A 16641-nucleotide genomic window follows, 5' to 3' on the forward strand; every position below is an offset into this window, starting at 1 on the left:
CTTGTTATAATGATATAGTGTTTTTCATGGTATTAGATTTTAGTTAGTAATTAGATTCGTCTTATTCGTGAGAATAGGACGTTTTTTTTTATGGCTTGTATTTGGATTGCGATAATATATCCTGCGCCTTTGCTTGCATTAATTCGCCTGCCGAAGCATTTGTTTCATTCATATAGCCGGTTACAATTTTCCACCCCAACCATACACCGATATTGCCCGGTGCGCCGTCTGCCAGAAAAGTACTGGGGATAGATTGAAAATAGCGAGCCGTAGTCATCTGATCCGGTGTAAATAATTGCTTATTCCCTATAATTGTGCGCCAAAGCATTTTTTCATTCTTCTCACACCATTCCATATCTTTTTCTTCATAACCCAACAGTTCGCTCACAGCTACTTCCGGCAATGCTTTTTCGAGCAGGTATTTAATTTTACCTTCCTGAATCATACGGTCGAGCAACACATTTTCATTTCCTTCAAAAGGATATTCCGAAAGCAGTAAGCCGGCGATATAATCCGGAACAATCAACTTTCCGGTCATCAGATTACATTCATACGCATGAAAGAAAGCCTCATAGATAGGGTAATCCTTTCCCATGTATTTGTCTACAGAAACAGACAAAACATTCTCTCCGGCAAGTACATTCTGGTTTAATCCCGACACATGCATATAAACAGCAGGTATTTTGATTGCAGGAAAATTAGCTTGAATAAAAGCAAAGCCATCTCCCAGTTGTTGTTCTATTTCTGTAATATCCGCGTATTTTTCCAGAGCATCTTTATACAAGGATAACAGATTCGGCTCAGAGAAATAATTAACCAACCGCTCCAGAAAACCGGGCATATCTACTGATTGCATATTCAAGACTCCCTTGCCAAACATATCGAACATATCCGGATAACGTCCAACTATTTCGCGAAACAACAAGCTGTCGTCTTTTTCTACCAGCTCGTATATTTCTTTATCGAAACGTATGATCGACACGGGTGAATCAGACTTAACAGCCACTACTTTCGTGTTCTGAGCTGTACAGGCTGTCAGGATAAACAAGTGAAAGAACAGTAATATAAGAATCGATCTCATAGGAATAAGTATTTAAACAACGAAAAAATATAAAGAAAGCATAGCCGTCAAATCCTTAAAACATAAACGATAATTCAGATCGTTTATTACTTATAACATTTCGAAATCCGATTCCTGAAAACGAACCACTTCCTTTTCCCATCTTTCGGCAACGAACTTATTGTGATCCGGATGATTGGTATAGGTGTCGAATTCTTTCTGATTCACAAAACGCATATAAAATCCATACTGGAAGTCATTCTTCGGACTTACCTGACGAAACGCCTGAAAGTCATGCACTCCGGGAATAGCCGTCAGGATAGTGTATCCGTCTTTCATGAATTTCTTTGCATCAGGAGAACCTACCGGATGTTTCAAATCAAAGATTACGGTATGTATGATCTCTCCCTCCTTTAAACCGGCAGGAATTGCCGCACTCATAAAACCTGTGGATGCGGCAGCTGTCAAAGCAACAGCTCCGGCATTCGCAAAAAACTTTCTTCTCTTCATAAATTTTAATTCATTAATGATATTACACAAAACTACGGTGGAAGCTTCGCACCGCTTATTTTTTTATCAGAACGGTAAGCTGTAAAGACAGATCGAAAAAGACCATCTTCGCGTTTACATTCTGGGTGATATGCAGTTCTGCTTTTGCAAGTTCGTCCATCAAATCAAAAACATTCCGCTCGTTAACAAACGGAGAGAATTTAACCGAGAAACCTGCTTCGGGCGCGTTCATATAGTTCAGTTCCGGTGCCTGAAAACGATAGACAAAGTTTTCACGTATCAGGTGCTGACAATAAGAAAGAAAACCTTTTTGCCGCTCTCTACCGAGAGAAGCCAATTCATCTGCCGTAGCTTTCATTCCTTTTACGTTGCGCGCCCATGAATTACGCATCATACTCTTAAAAAGCTCCAGAAAATACTCTTTTTCCTCGCCAAGACTGATCGCCTCAACCGCTTTTAAATAATTACCTCCCGACAAATGAGCCACATGACGCGCATCATCAGGCGAAATACCGTATTGAGAGAGCATAGAAGCAACAATAGCCTCCTGAGCAATCGGGCGGATAGTGATCCGTTGAGAACGAGACTGGATTGTACCCAATATCAGATCGGGCTGTTCAGACACCATCAAGATTACGGTATTCTGCGGTGGCTCTTCTATTATTTTCAGCAATTTATTGGCACAGGTAGGATGTAGTTTTTCAGGAAGCCAGATCAACAAAATGCGGTATTCAGCTTCGTAAATACGAAGACTAAGCTTACGTACAATTTCATCACTTTCTTTCGAATAGATCAGCGGCTGGGAGTTTCCCGCGTCAATGGCTTCAAGCCAATTATCCAAATTAAAATAAGTCCGGCTTCGCAGGAACGGTCGCCATTCAGCCAGGTAATCATCACATACCTCTTTCTTCTTATCTTTCTTGGCTACAATAGGATAGACAAAATGCAAATCCGGATGAGCATACTCATTATACTTTACACAAGAGGGACATCGTCCGCAAGCGTCAGCGTCTCCCCTATTCGTACAATTCAGGTATCTGGCGTAAGCAAGCGCCAACGGAAAAGCTCCGGCACCCCCTGTTTCACAAAGCAATTGCGCATGCGGCACAATCCCCTTACAAGCAGACTCTATCAGCTTTTGTTTAACATCTTCCTGTCCAATGATATCTTTAAAGTACATGAGCTTTATTTATCTTTATTTCTGAAAAACTTTCGTACTGAGAACCATTACATCCTGCAACGGACGATCAAATTCATCCGTTTCTACAAGTGACATCTTTTCTACAATATCGAAGCCTTCTGTTACTTCACCAAAGATAGTAACAGAACCGTCTAAATGTGGCACTCCGCCGGTTGTTTTATAATATGCTCGTCTTTCTTCCGGAATACGATAGGGTTCTACTGTAGCCAATGTGTCGGTTAGCATACGGTTCACGATTACATCCAGCGAATCCGGCAACAAATCCGGTTGTTCGGCACAAACGCGCGCTTTAAATGTATGATAGAACCAATTCTTCCGGATATTATTGATCCGTTCTTCACGTTGATCCAGTTCTTCGTCCGTATGCAATTTCCCTTGCACAAAACAAAATTGGGTACCGGCAGAAGCGCGTTCGGGATTTGTGTCATCTATTTGTTTGGCGTCGATCAAGGCTCCTCGTTTATTGAAGTAATGCGGAAGAATCTCGGCAGGCACAGTATAGCCTCCCGACGAACTGCCATAACGAACACCCGGCTCATGTGCTTTACTATCCGGGTCGCCACCTTGCACTACGAAGTCTTTTATAATGCGATGAAACAATACGCTGTCGTGCGCGGCTGTCTGACAGAGTTTAATAAAATTATCCCTGTGCAATGGCGTGTCGTCATACAACAGCACGGTTACATCACCCATTGATGTTTTGATTTTCACATAGACCGGTTTTGACGGGTCAAGTGCTTTTTCGGCACAACCTGCGGTCACGATCAAAAGCATAAGGAATAGAAAAACCTGCGGTAGTTTCATGGCTTATTATTTATTGGGATTAATATTATTGTTCGGCGAAAACTAACATTCTGCATACGCTACAATCGAAATTCAGGCGCAACCTCACGTCTTTATAGGATAAATAAAAGGGTTCCTTATAAACCGACTTTCCCTTTTGCCATACCGGACACCAGCCCATCGAATAGCGCAGACAATGCTTTGTGAACATCAGCGGAACATCTTTCTGAGCTACCGCTTCAAATGCGGGCTCTATTGTTTGCACACCGTGCGCCCGGTAAAAAGACTTGGCTTTACTATTAAGCACATTTCCCAGATAAGTTAATTGCCGTTCAGGATAAGGCAATGTGGGCCTAGCCTGTTTACGATCGGCTATCTCTTTGTTATAACGGATCCGCCGGTTGGCTAAAAGCTTGTCGGTTACCCTACGGCGCATATCAGCCAGAAGAGAAGAAGGCACAAACCAGTCTTTTTCCATCTGTATAGCAATAGCTACTGCTTCAAAAGGCGTATTTCCTAATTTGGATAGTTGCGTGCGGATATTTTCGTCCTGATTTTTACGGGCCGGATCTTTCCGGAACGGTTCGGTAATTGTAGCACCTACGCCCGTTTCGTCTTTTATCCCCAAGGTAAAACCAAAACTATTGTCTGAAAAAGAGAGGTCTACTTTTAATTTCCGTTCAGCCGTCGGCTTATTCATTTCCTGCTCAAAAACATGATCGTAGTTACGAAACAAATTTGTCTTTGGCTTAATTGTCGGCATGGATAGTGGGTATACCCTGTTTGCCTCTACTTTATTTACACGGAATCCTTCCAGCTCCCCTTTTTCGTTGATGAAGACTAATCCGTCTCCATTATTGAGTTGTTTTACGCCTGCCACAGTAAAGGAGTTCCCTTTTATTTCTTTCACTACACCAACCGGTTCGCCCATTGATTTTGGTGTGTCGAATGAGGTAATATCCGGGCTACGTCCGTTAAGGAAGTAGGTGGTAAATCCTCTGTTGAAACTCTTTTCGGGCACGGGTTCAAACGTATAAGTGCTCTTTCCTACAGAAGAGCGTACAAATTCCGGTCTGCGGTCTAATATCGCGTCTAACTTTTTACGATAGTATGCCGTTATATTCTTTACATAAGCAACATCTTTCAGTCGGCCTTCTATCTTAAAAGAAGAAACACCGGCATCAAGCAATGCTTCCAGTTGATCCGAACGGTTTAAGTCTTTCAGCGAAAGCAGGTGCTTCTCACTCACAATTTCTTTACCTTCGGCATCCGTCATTGTGTAGGGCAAACGACAATATTGGGCGCATTCGCCCCGGTTCGCACTTCGTCCGCTTAGCGCCTGACTAAGAAAGCATTGTCCGCTATAGCTTACACAAAGCGCACCGTGAACAAACAGCTCCAAACGCGCCGTGGTAGCTTCCGAAATGCCACGAATCTCATTCAATGACAATTCACGGGCAAGCACTATTTGCGAAAATCCGGCCGACTCCAGAAAGCGAACTTTCTCTATCGTTCGATTATCCGTTTGTGTGCTGGCATGCAATGGAATTGGCGGCAGATCCAATTCCAGAATTCCCATATCCTGAACAATCAGCGCGTCAGCGCCGGCACGATACAAATCCCAGATCAGCGTAAGCGCATCTTCCAACTCATGTTCATGCAACAGCGTGTTTAACGCCACATAGATGCGGGCATCAAAACGATGGGCATAATCACAAAGTGCAGCGATATCGGCCACTGAGTTACCGGCCAACGCACGGGCTCCGAATTTCGGCGAACCGATATAAACGGCATCTGCCCCGTGATTTATCGCTTCTATCCCACAAGTTAAATCCTTTGCGGGAGACAACAATTCTATCGCACGAACCTTACCCATAATCAGGCTAATTCTCCCAGTTTTTGAATATCTTCAATCTTATACGGCGTTTCCTGATAGATATAATAATTCAGCCAATTTGTGAATAACAAGTTGGCATGCCCCCGCCACAACACCAATGTGCCGTCGGCAGGATCGTTGTTTCTATAATAATTAGCAGGAACCTGAATATTCAGCCCTTTCGTACGGTCTCTTTGGTACTCGTCGCCAAGGGTATTGGGTGAGTATTCGGAATGGCCGGTAATATAAAATTCACGTCCTCCGCGACTCATCACCATGTAGACGCCTGAGTCATTACTTTCCGAAATCAGTTTCAGTTCCGGAACACGAAGAATGTCTTCCCTTCGCACCTCCGTATGGCGGCTATGGGGAACAAAAAACTCATCGTCAAAACCTCTGAATATCGGCAACGAAGAATCTGAAACGCTATGTTTGAACACACCGAACATCTTGTTCGGCAGATCGTATTTAGGCACCTTGTAATGATGGAACAAGGCCGCTTGCGCTGCCCAGCAAACATAGAACGTAGAGGTTACATGCGTACGCGCCCAGTCAAATATCTGAGTTACCTCGTCCCAATAATTTACTTCCTCAAAAGGCAACTGCTCAACAGGAGCACCCGTAACAATCATGCCATCATAATAATCAGCGGATACATCTTCGAAATTCATATAAAACTCCTGCATGTGGGCAACCGGCGTATGCTTATGGGTATGCCCTTTGATCTTCATAAAATGAAGCTCAATTTGCAAAGGACTATTACTCAATAAGCGCACCAGATCAGTTTCGGTAGTGATCTTCAGGGGCATTAAGTTAAGAACAATCATACGCAACGGACGAATATCCTGTTCGGACGCGCGAAGCGAATCCATAACGAATATGTGTTCTTTTTTCAACAGCTCAATAGCCGGCAAATTCTTTTGTAAGTTTAATGGCATCTCTAATCCTCTGTAGTTTGTAATAAAAACAAAAGTACAAAAAACTCACTACCTAAAGAAAGCATAACAAATAATAGATCAATTTTCCGAAAATAGCCAAACTTGCAAACAGCTCAAATCAGTTATTCGGAGCCATCCGTTTATTTGCATCCTTTATAAAAAAAAACATATCCTTTATTTTTCAAAAAATATCCTTTATTTTTCGAAAAATAACCTTTATGTTTTTCGGGCAAAAAAGACATTGATTTTCAACGCCTTTAAAAATGCGTTTTTTTTACAAAATATTCCCTATATTTAGCTTCTACATTCATTAAATATAGAAACTATGAAACAGCGTTTTATATTATTCTTAATGGGGTTATTCGTGACAGGAACTGTTATGGGTTCTTCGTTGAAAACCGATACATTCAAAACGCAGAATGGAGGAGAATTGATCATTACTTTCATCAAGCACAGTAGTCTGATGCTTTCTTTTAATGGCAAGATCATTCATGTGGATCCTATTTCAAAGTATGTTGATTATGATGCGTTGCCTAAAGCGGATATTACGCTACTGACTCACGAGCACGGTGATCATTTAGATCAAGTGGCTTTGCAGAAAATAGAGAAAGCGGGTACAATCCTGGTTACTAATCAAGCCTGCCGGGATATTTTAGGGAAAGGAACCGTTATGAAAAATGGCGATAAATCCGAACCGACCGATTATCTCAAACTGGAAGCTGTTCCGGCCTACAATTACACCGAAGGAAGGACTCAATTTCATCCTCGCCACCGAGACAATGGCTTTGTTTTGACGTTTGACAATCTGCGGGTTTATATTGCAGGAGATACGGAAGATGTACCGGAGATGAAAAATCTCAAAGAGATCGACATTGCTTTCCTGCCTGTTAATCAGCCTTACACAATGACGATAGATCAGGCAGTTAACGCAACCAACATGTTTTCTCCACGCATACTTTATCCTTATCATTGCGGAAACACACCGGTTCAGCAGCTGGCTGATAAGTTAGCCGGCAGCTCTACGGAGGTAAGACTTCGGGAGATGTAAGGGGTTAGGAGTTAGGAGTTAGAAGTTGGGAGTTAGGAGTTAGAAGTTGGGAGTTAGGAGTTGGGAGTTGGGAGTTGGGAGTTGATTTTTAATTTTTGTTTTCTGCTTTTTTGAGATCCGGCAGGAAAAAGGTGACCAAACCAAGTAACGGCATATAAGCGCAGACGTTGTAAACGGCTTCTATGCCGTATGTGTCTGCCATGTCTCCGAGTACTGCCGAAGCTATTCCGGCAATGCCAAATGCCAATCCGAAGAAAAGCCCCGAAATGAGTCCTAATTTATAAGGAAGCAATTCCTGCGCGTACAACAGAATAGCAGGAAACGCGGAGGCAAGCATCAGTCCGGCACAGAAACTCAACACAATAGTCAGAACCAAATTCACATGCGGCATAAACAAGGTAAAAGGTGCTGCTCCTAGAATAGAAATCCAGATAACATATCTGCGTCCTATCTTATCTCCTATGGGACCGCCAAGAAGAGTTCCTGCCGCGGTAGCAAAGAGAAAGACAAATAAGTAGAATTGGGAATCCTGAACAGTAACACCGAATTTTTCTATCAGATAAAATGTATAATAGCTCGTCAGACTGGCCATATATACATATTTAGAAAAAATCAGAATCAAAAGGATAGCAATAGCAAACAGGGTTGTTTTTTTAGGTAAAGGCATTTTTACATGCTTGGGTGCTGCTTGCTCTTCTATTTTTAGTAGCTGTAACCGCCTTTTATACCAGAGGCATACCGGAATCATAACCAGAATAGCAATAAAAGCCAATATGGCAAACAAGGCAATATTCTCCCGCCCGTAAGGAGCCACAATCAAGGCTACCATTAATGGTCCTAAAGATCCGCCTAAATTGCCTCCCACCTGAAACAACGATTGCGCTAACCCACGTTTCCCTCCGGAAGCCAATGAGGTTAATCGGGATGCTTCGGGGTGAAGAATGGACGATCCGAATCCGACTAAAGAGACAGAGATCAATACCCAGGTTAATGTATGTGAGAATGCCAGACAAAGCATTCCGGCCAATGTGGAACTCATGCCAATAGGCAAAGACCAGGGCGACGGGTGTTTATCGAAATAAAGTCCCATAATCGGTTGAAAAACCGAAGCAGACATCTGATAAATCAATGTGATTAAACCAATCTGGGCAAAGCTAAGTGCCAGATCATCCTTAAAAAGCGGATATACTGCTGCGATAACCGATTGCAAGAGATCGTTCAGGCAATGCGAGATACTAAGAATTATCAGTACTTTAAAGGCCGTTCCACTAACCGGCCGGGTAGAAGTTCCGTTTGTCATCAATCATCTTCTGGCTTTTCACCAGCCTCGTGTAAAATAAATGTAGTTGCGCCAATAGTCACAACCGCCCCTCCTTCAATGAGCACCTGTTCTTTCTTGCCAAGGCAGTAATTATTTAAAAAGGTACCTGTCAGGCTGGGGAAATCCCGTAATGTGTAGCTATATGTTCCGTTATTTTCTTTTACATGAATAACGCAATGCTTACGTCCTAAACTCGGGTCTGCGGTAATAATTTCGATATCAACCCCATCCGTGTCTTTATTACGACGCCCAATCAGGTTATCACCCGGTACCAACGGGAAATATTGCTTAAAACCAAACGTATTTTCAATCACATGAATATACCCACAGGTATAATCTGCTTCTTTTACTTCTTTAATTTCTCCGGATTCAGTTTTAATCAATTTACGTCCTAAACGTATTTTGAATTGATGACCGCAACCCGGACAAACAAAGGCTAAAGCTTTTGCATCGGGAAACTTCTTTTCATCAAAAGTCAACTGATTATCACATTTCGGACAGAATATTCTCTTCATAACCTACCTATATAAGACCTGTTTCTAAACGGTTGCAAAGGTACACTTTTTTAGTATATTGCCATAAAAAAAACGAGAGTCGCGCGATTCACATCAGGCGACTCTCTACACTAACCCTTAACTTTAACCAATGAAAAACAATAATCTACATTGTTTTACTTAAGAGACGCTAACGCAGCGTCATAATTTGGCTCTGAAGTTGTTTCAGAAACCAATTCTTCATATATTATTTTGCCGTCTTCTCCGACTACTATTACCGCACGGGCTAAAAGTCCTTTCAGCGGTCCGTCTTCGAACAACAAGCCATATTTTTCTTCAAAGCAAGAACAACGAAAAGCAGATAGTGGTACCACCTTATCAATACCTTCCGTTGTACAGAAACGAGCATGCGCAAATGGCAAATCTTTTGAAAGTGCCAACACTACTGTGTTCTCTAATGAAGCTGCTTCTTTATTGAATCTTCTTACAGAAGCCGCGCAAACGGCCGTATCCAGACTCGGGAAGACATTTATTACCACTTTCTTCCCTTTTAAATCGCTTAATTTAAGTTCGGATAAATCCGTTTTCACTCCTTTAAAGTCGGGAGCTAATGAGCCCACAACAGGTAAAGCACCATTTGTATGTACGTCGTTTCCTTTAAATTTTACTGTTGCCATTATGTTAATATCTTTTTATTGGTTTTTATAATTCCAAATATAGTCTTTATAAGTTTCATAAATAAAACAAGAGGTATATAAGATTGTTCCGGTTTTAACTCTTTTTAAGTACCTATGAACAAGGGCTTATCTCTATCTTTGAATAAAATTTGATTAATTAATTTTATGGAGTGGTGGATTATCGGTGGTTTTATAGGTTTAGGCATACTGCAAACAGTCTTTTATTATCTTTCTCAGCAAAAGAGCAGAAAGAACACTGAGCTATCAGAGGAAATAGAAAAAGTATTCTCGCGGATTGAAAAGAACTTCCGGGAAGACTTTCATATAAACCGGGAAGAAAGCCGGAAAGCGGCAAAAGAAAACCGGGAGGAACTGTCTCGCTCACTCCGTGAATTTCAGGACACCTTTGAGCGCAGCATCCTTTCTTTTAATACGCTTCAGCGTGAAAAATTTTCCGCGATGAGTGAACAGCAGCAGCAATTAGTGAAACAAACGGAGAAACGCCTCGAAGAAATACGTTTGACGGTAGATGAAAAACTTCAGAAAACACTCAATGAGCGTATTGGACAATCCTTCCGTCTGGTTACCGAGCAATTAGAAAGTGTACAAAAGGGGCTTGGCGAAATGCAAACGCTTGCACAAGATGTAGGTGGACTCAAACGGGTACTAAGCAACGTTAAAACCAGAGGAAACATCGGAGAGATTCAACTCAGCATGCTACTTGAACAAATACTTGCCCCGGAACAGTATGAAGCAAATGTCCGCACTAAAAAAGGATCAGATGCCTTAGTTGAGTTTGCCGTTAAATTGCCGGGCAAAGATAATATGCGGGATTACGTTTATCTCCCAATAGATGCGAAATTCCCGAAAGACATTTACGAACAGCTGCTTGATGCTTACGACAAGGCAGATCCGCAAGCAATTGAAACAGCAGGCAAACTGCTTGAATCTACCATACGCCGCATGGCTAAAGATATTTCGGACAAATACCTTGCTCCTCCAGCCACAACAGACTTCGGCATTATGTTTCTCCCTTTTGAAGGCATATATGCTGAGGTAGTTCGCCGCTCGGCCTTACTTGAGGATTTACAAAGACAATACAAGGTAGTTGTTACCGGACCAACCACCTTAGCAGCCATTCTCAACAGTTTACAAATGGGATTCCGCACGTTAGCCATACAAAAACATTCGGGCGAAGTATGGACTATTCTGGGAGCTGTGAAAAAAGAATTTGAAAAAGTTGGCGGCATGTTGGAAAAAGCGCAAAAAAACCTGCAGACCGCCAGCGGACAAATAGAAGAAGTGCTCGGAACCCGCACCCGTGCTATACAACGAAGATTAAAAGATGTAGATTCTCTTGGCGAAAAAGAAGCGCGAAACATAATACCGGAAATAGGATCACTTGAAAAAGAAAGAGAAAACAACACACAATAATTACATAAATAAGAATAAAGGCAAGGGTAGTTTCTTTGTGATAAGTTTTTTTGTATTTTTGTGCCTGATTTCTATAAACCTACGGTATTTCATTTACATAAATACCCGGTTTTATTATTCAATAAAAACATTCTCTTTACTTAAACATGAGACTTTTACAAGAGAAATTATCAAAGTACGATCTTCCACAAAAGGCTATGGCGGCAGGGATTTATCCTTATTTCCGCATGATCGAAAGTGATCAGGATACAGAGGTTCAGATCAATGGGAAAAAGGTATTAATGTTTGGTTCAAATGCTTATTTAGGACTAACTAACCATCCGAAAGTTAAACAAGCGGCTATTGAAGCAATCGAAAAATACGGTACAGGATGTGCCGGATCGAGGTTCCTCAACGGAACATTAGATCTGCATATTCAATTGGAAAAACGTTTGGCTGAGTTCGTAGGCAAAGAAGATGCGATCATCTATTCAACCGGATTTCAGGTGAATTTAGGAGTCGTATCCTGCCTTACCGGACGCGAAGACTATATTATATGGGATGAACTGGATCATGCTTCGATCATTGAAGGTCACAGACTGTCTTTCTCCACTAAATTAAAATTCAAACACAACGACATGGATTCGCTGGAAAAGCAACTCCAGAAATGTGAGCCGGACAAAATAAAGCTCATTGTCATTGATGGTGTGTTTAGTATGGAAGGAGACATTGCCAACCTGCCGGGAATCGTTGCGCTTGCGAAGAAATATAACGCAAGTATTATGGTTGATGAAGCACATGGAATAGGTGTTTTGGGTGCACAGGGACGAGGCACGTGTAACCACTTTGGCGTAACCGACGATGTTGACCTGATTATGGGAACATTCAGCAAATCTTTTGCTTCAATCGGTGGATTCATCGCTTCAGACAAGGAAACAATCAACTACCTCAGACACAATTCACGCTCATATATATTCAGTGCAAGCAATACACCGGCCGCAACTGCTGCCGCAAATGCCGCGTTAGACATTATGCTGAGCGAACCTGAAAGAATTGAGAAGCTATGGGAATTAACCAACTACGCATTAAAAGGATTCCGCGACATGGGTTGTGAAATAGGACATACATCAACTCCTATCATTCCGCTTTTCATTCGCGATAACGACTTGACATTCCTTATCGTTAAAGAACTCTTTGACGCAGGAATATTTGTTAATCCGGTAGTATCTCCGGCGGTTGCCCCACAAGACACGTTAATCCGTTTCTCATTAATGGCAACACATACAAAAGAACAGTTGGACAAAGCGCTTGAAGCAATACGTACAATATTTAAAAAGTACGGTTTAATTGAATAAAGCACAACATTCGATAGTACAACAGAAAACCGGAACTGAGTAGGATAACTTCTACTGGGTTCCGGTTTTTTCGTTTCAGTGATTTATACTCCCCACAATAAGTATTGCGTTGAATGGTAACAATGTTATTTATATTCCTTTCTTAATCTTGATTCACCTAATGTTGGAAAGTCTGCGGGTATTTTCCGGGTCACTTTACCTGTAGCCGCCCATTCTGCTCCCCGGAGTAATAACTCCTGAAATCCTACGCATTGCATAGCCGGACTTTTCTCGAGCGTTTCACCGGCATGCCCTATCATGGTATGGAAAATACGCGCTTTGCCATAATCAACTGTAAAGACCAGCGGCTCTTCACGCCCTGAACCTCCGGTTTCTTTGTCTGAATAGGCCGTATAAAGAATGTCTTTAATATTGCCCGGACCGCGCATTCTGTCGTAGAGTTCGTCTAAGGCATGCAACCATTGCAATGGCAGACCTTCAGTTATAGGATGTACGGCATTTCTATTGTTCAACACATACTCATGTTGCTTACCATGAGATCCGCCTGTTCCCGGACTCATATCCTTAAATAGAGCACCGTCTTTCCAATAAACGTAGGGGCCGGACTTTTCATCTCGTCCTTCCCAGCCACCTAAAGCACAGATTTTGCTGTATTCGTCCCAGTCGGGAAAAGGATTATCGGCAGCATGATAAACCACGATACCACCTCCGTTTTTAGCATATTGTATGAAACGGTTTTTCGTTTCTTCGGGCCAATGGTCGCCGTTATAATCAAGAACCACTAATTTATAGGAAGAGAAATCCACAATAAACCCCGACATATCTTCTCCTTTTTCTGGAGAGATAAGTACATCCACCTGAAATTGCCCTGAATTCTCTAGAATTTGCTTCATGGCAACACTACTCACCGGCCAGTTGTGATTATTTTGTCCCGTAAGGATTAGGGTGCTAATCGGTTTTTTTGCTGATATGGAAAAGACTGTCATTAGTCCAAAAAACAGGATAAGTCCGTAGATTTTCTTCATGATGAATAGTTGTATTTATAGATTTAACACCTCAAATATACAACTTCAATTATAACTAACTTACTGATAAACGGACAATTTTGACTAATTTTGCGAAAGCAAAGAAATAATAAAGTAAAAATGGAAATAAAAAGTGCCGAATTTGTGATCAGCAATACCGATGTAAAAAAATGTCCGGAAGGTAATTTGCCGGAATACGCTTTTATCGGTCGTAGTAATGTGGGAAAATCGTCACTGATCAATATGCTGACGAATAGGAAAGGGCTTGCAATGACTTCGCAAAAGCCGGGTAAGACGCAGCTTATCAATCATTTCATCATCAACAACAATTGGTATCTGGTCGATCTTCCCGGATATGGTTACGCGCAGCGGGGTAAAGATGGTAGAGAGAAAATTCGCAAAATAATCGATGCCTACATTCTGAAACGGTTGCAGCTGACTAACTTATTCCTTTTATTGGATTGCCGGCATGATGCACAAAAGATTGACCTAGAGTTTATGGAATGGCTTGGGAATAGTAGTATCCCTTTTTCTATCATTTTCACTAAAACGGACAAGGTTAGCAAAAGCCGGCTAACAGAAAACATCAATGCTTACAAAGAAAAATTGCTGGAAACCTGGGAAGAACTTCCGCCTATACTGCTTTCATCGTCTACCAGTAAAGAAGGGCGTGAAGAAATACTTAATTACATTGACGAAATAAATAAAAGACTTTATTAAATACAATTCTGATGAAACCACTTATTAGCTTTTTCAGTGTCTGGATAGGACTCGCCTGCTTTTGTTCAACAAGTTTTGCAGGAAACAAAGAAACATCCGCCCCACAAACCGAAAACAAGTCATTAACCGACATCTATATTCGCGATCCTTATATTCTGCCTGATTTAAAAACGAATACATATTATATGTATCGCTCATCAAGCAAGACCAATACAAAGGGCACGCATCTTGGTGGAGTGGAAGTTCTTAAAAGCAAAGATCTCAAAAACTGGGAAGGACCTGTTCAGGTATTCACTGTTCCCGAAAAGAACTGGATAACAGGACGTGTCTGGGCACCGGAGGTACATGAATATAATGGAAAGTATTATTTGTTTGCCACCCTCAATAGTGATATCCAATGGAAGAAAAGCCAAAAAGGCTGGCCGGCGTATTTATTCAGAGGCACACAGATCTTTCATGCGGATTCTCCGGAAGGACCATTCCTTCCGTTTGATTTAACACCCCACACACCGATGGACAGAATGGCGCTCGACGGAACTCTTTGGGAAGAAGATGGCGTACCTTACATGATCTACTGTCATGAATGGGTTCAAATTGCAGATGGTACAATGGAGTTGGTACAATTAGCTCCGGATCTATCAGCCCCTGTAGGTAAATCGATGACTTTATTTTGCGCTTCAGCAGCCGATTGGTCAACGGGCTCTTCTCATGAAGCTCCACTCCCTCTCACCTCCTATGTAACAGACGGTTGCTTTATTTATCAAACAAAAAGCAACAAGCTATTGATGATCTGGTCCAGTTTTATGAATGGAGAATACGCCATAGGCATTGCCGAATCAGTAACCGGAAAGATAGCAGGCCCATGGAAGCAACAACCCACCCCGCTGTTTCACAAAAATGGCGGTCACGGAATGATCTTCAAGTCATTTGAAGGAAAACTGTACATAACTTTCCACGGTCCGAACTCTCCCGACGGAGCCGAAAGAGCCCACATTTATGAATTAGAAGACATAGGAGAAACACTTGTCTTAAAAAAAGAGATCCGTGAGTAATATAAAACGCGCAAAATATAGCACAAAAACGCTCGTATAAGCATAAAAGGATATAGCTGACCAACAACACGTTAGCAAAACCCCAAAAGATAGAAACAAACTTTCAGGCAGAAACGCGAAAAAAATCCCCTTAAATACTATGTTGTTTAAATAAAATACCTATCTTTGCACCGCAATCGAAGATAATAAGATTGCAAAAACGGGGTGTAGCGCAGTCCGGTTAGCGCACCTGCTTTGGGAGCAGGGGGTCCCAGGTTCGAATCCTGGTACCCCGACAGAGAAAAGATCAGAAAGTTTCATATAACTTTCTGATCTTTTTTTGTTTTGTTTACTCTCCGGATTTTCATCCGGAACCATTTCACTTTTTCTGATAGATATGATAGAAACCTTCATCATTCGGATAAACTAAAGTTAGTTCACCATATTCGTTTATCATAAAATAGACTTCATCATAACAGTATTCATCGGTTTGTTCTGAACATATAATTAATCCGGAGGTAGAATCTTCTTTATCGCTTTCCAAAGCGTATATGCACGTAATATTTTTAACCGGGGAAACGCCAATAGAGCAAAGAATACCATCCGATATCACCTCATTGTTGTTTTTAAACTCAAGCGTCTTGCCGTTTTTAACTTCCGTAAACTCATTTTGAATATCAGCTTTTGTCTTTGTCAATTTCCAACTTCCTCTAAGTGCAGCAGGAACTTGGTCATCATTACTATCACTGTCAGAGCAGGAAAATAAAACTCCAATAACAGATAAAAGGAAAATTAGCTTTTTCTTACGTTTATAGTTTTTTACATTAAAGATGAATGGAATTCACCAAATTATTTTTATTTAATATTCTAATAAGAAAGATGTAAGACCGCAGAAAAATGCTGCATAAAGATTCAGATTAATTCGGAATAGAGCGAAGAAAAACATCCGGATATCATCAACATTTTCATCGTTTTTCAGGGTAAAAACAGGGTTGGTTTTCTGTTTTTTCAAGGGGAATATACATCCTTGATAATCAGGATATTAAATACAACAAAAAACATAAAGGTTATTTTTCGAAAAATAAAGGATATCTTTTTAAAAATAAAGGATATCTTTTTAATCATATAGTATTATAAAAAATAGCCTGTTTTAAGCAGGCGAAAAAGGGAGCCGTTTTCTGTAAATGGG

The 16641-nt window shown here is 41.3% G+C and carries 16 protein-coding genes and 1 tRNA gene; 6 read left to right on the forward strand and 11 right to left on the reverse strand.

Annotated elements, in window-relative coordinates; genetic code table 11:
- Positions 1-88 precede the first annotated feature (88 nt).
- The 6 genes from gldB to metA form a co-directional block, all read right to left on the reverse strand.
- On the reverse strand, positions 89-1081 hold the full coding sequence (gene gldB / locus B9Y81_RS09200) for a gliding motility lipoprotein GldB (protein WP_085536726.1): 993 nt from the start codon (positions 1079-1081) through the stop codon (positions 89-91).
- A gap of 90 nt (positions 1082-1171) precedes the next feature.
- Complete coding sequence (locus tag B9Y81_RS09205; protein WP_217809498.1) at positions 1172-1570, reverse strand: Dabb family protein; 399 nt, start codon at positions 1568-1570, stop codon at positions 1172-1174.
- Between the two features lie 55 nt (positions 1571-1625).
- Positions 1626-2750: a DNA polymerase III subunit gene (locus B9Y81_RS09210; protein WP_085536727.1), complete on the reverse strand. Its 1125-nt coding sequence runs from the start codon at positions 2748-2750 to the stop codon at positions 1626-1628.
- A gap of 15 nt (positions 2751-2765) precedes the next feature.
- Positions 2766-3575 (reverse strand): peptidylprolyl isomerase, encoded by an 810-nt coding sequence (locus B9Y81_RS09215; RefSeq protein WP_085536728.1) that lies wholly within the window; start codon positions 3573-3575, stop codon positions 2766-2768.
- 25 nt (positions 3576-3600) lie between these two features.
- A complete protein-coding gene (locus tag B9Y81_RS09220) occupies positions 3601-5430 on the reverse strand; it encodes a peptidase U32 family protein (protein WP_085536729.1) in 1830 nt (609 codons plus the stop codon).
- 2 nt (positions 5431-5432) lie between these two features.
- Positions 5433-6368, reverse strand: coding sequence for a homoserine O-acetyltransferase MetA (gene metA, locus B9Y81_RS09225; RefSeq protein WP_085536730.1), 936 nt, complete (start codon positions 6366-6368; stop codon positions 5433-5435).
- Positions 6369-6693: 325 nt separating this feature from the next.
- Here metA and B9Y81_RS09230 point away from each other — a divergent pair, with 325 nt between their 5' ends.
- Positions 6694-7416, forward strand: coding sequence for an MBL fold metallo-hydrolase (locus B9Y81_RS09230; protein ID WP_085536731.1), 723 nt, complete (start codon positions 6694-6696; stop codon positions 7414-7416).
- A gap of 88 nt (positions 7417-7504) precedes the next feature.
- On the opposite strand, the gene B9Y81_RS09235 is transcribed toward B9Y81_RS09230, so the two are convergent.
- From B9Y81_RS09235 to tpx, 3 genes are all read right to left on the reverse strand, one after another.
- Positions 7505-8716, reverse strand: a complete 1212-nt coding sequence (locus B9Y81_RS09235; protein ID WP_085536732.1) for an MFS transporter — start codon at positions 8714-8716, stop codon at positions 7505-7507.
- Positions 8716-9252, reverse strand: a complete 537-nt coding sequence (locus B9Y81_RS09240) for an FHA domain-containing protein (RefSeq protein ID WP_085536733.1) — start codon at positions 9250-9252, stop codon at positions 8716-8718. The genes B9Y81_RS09235 and B9Y81_RS09240 overlap by 1 nt, the downstream gene beginning before the upstream one ends.
- A gap of 155 nt (positions 9253-9407) precedes the next feature.
- On the reverse strand, positions 9408-9908 hold the full coding sequence (gene tpx / locus B9Y81_RS09245) for a thiol peroxidase (protein WP_085536734.1): 501 nt from the start codon (positions 9906-9908) through the stop codon (positions 9408-9410).
- A gap of 165 nt (positions 9909-10073) precedes the next feature.
- On the opposite strand from tpx, the gene B9Y81_RS09250 reads away from it, so the two are divergent.
- Positions 10074-11342, forward strand: a complete 1269-nt coding sequence (locus B9Y81_RS09250; RefSeq protein ID WP_085536735.1) for a DNA recombination protein RmuC — start codon at positions 10074-10076, stop codon at positions 11340-11342.
- A 146-nt stretch (positions 11343-11488) separates the two neighbouring features.
- Positions 11489-12676 (forward strand): serine palmitoyltransferase, encoded by a 1188-nt coding sequence (gene spt / locus B9Y81_RS09255; RefSeq protein ID WP_085536736.1) that lies wholly within the window; start codon positions 11489-11491, stop codon positions 12674-12676.
- A gap of 125 nt (positions 12677-12801) precedes the next feature.
- On the opposite strand, the gene B9Y81_RS09260 is transcribed toward spt, so the two are convergent.
- The gene (locus tag B9Y81_RS09260) at positions 12802-13701 is read right to left on the reverse strand and encodes a ThuA domain-containing protein (RefSeq protein WP_085536737.1); all 900 of its coding nucleotides are present in this window, start codon (positions 13699-13701) and stop codon (positions 12802-12804) included.
- A gap of 120 nt (positions 13702-13821) precedes the next feature.
- Here B9Y81_RS09260 and yihA point away from each other — a divergent pair, with 120 nt between their 5' ends.
- From yihA to B9Y81_RS09275, 3 genes are all read left to right on the forward strand, one after another.
- Positions 13822-14421 (forward strand): ribosome biogenesis GTP-binding protein YihA/YsxC, encoded by a 600-nt coding sequence (gene yihA, locus B9Y81_RS09265; protein WP_085536738.1) that lies wholly within the window; start codon positions 13822-13824, stop codon positions 14419-14421.
- A gap of 11 nt (positions 14422-14432) precedes the next feature.
- On the forward strand, positions 14433-15473 hold the full coding sequence (locus tag B9Y81_RS09270) for a glycoside hydrolase family 43 protein (protein WP_085536739.1): 1041 nt from the start codon (positions 14433-14435) through the stop codon (positions 15471-15473).
- A 200-nt stretch (positions 15474-15673) separates the two neighbouring features.
- Positions 15674-15748: transfer RNA gene (locus tag B9Y81_RS09275), tRNA-Pro, on the forward strand.
- A gap of 83 nt (positions 15749-15831) precedes the next feature.
- Here the strand turns inward: B9Y81_RS09275 and B9Y81_RS09280 are convergent.
- Complete coding sequence (locus B9Y81_RS09280) at positions 15832-16149, reverse strand: hypothetical protein (protein ID WP_085536740.1); 318 nt, start codon at positions 16147-16149, stop codon at positions 15832-15834.
- Between the last annotated feature and the right edge of the window lie 492 nt (positions 16150-16641).

It is taken from the genome of Massilibacteroides vaginae, from assembly GCF_900178525.1.
GTDB lineage: Bacteria > Bacteroidota > Bacteroidia > Bacteroidales > Tannerellaceae > Massilibacteroides > Massilibacteroides vaginae.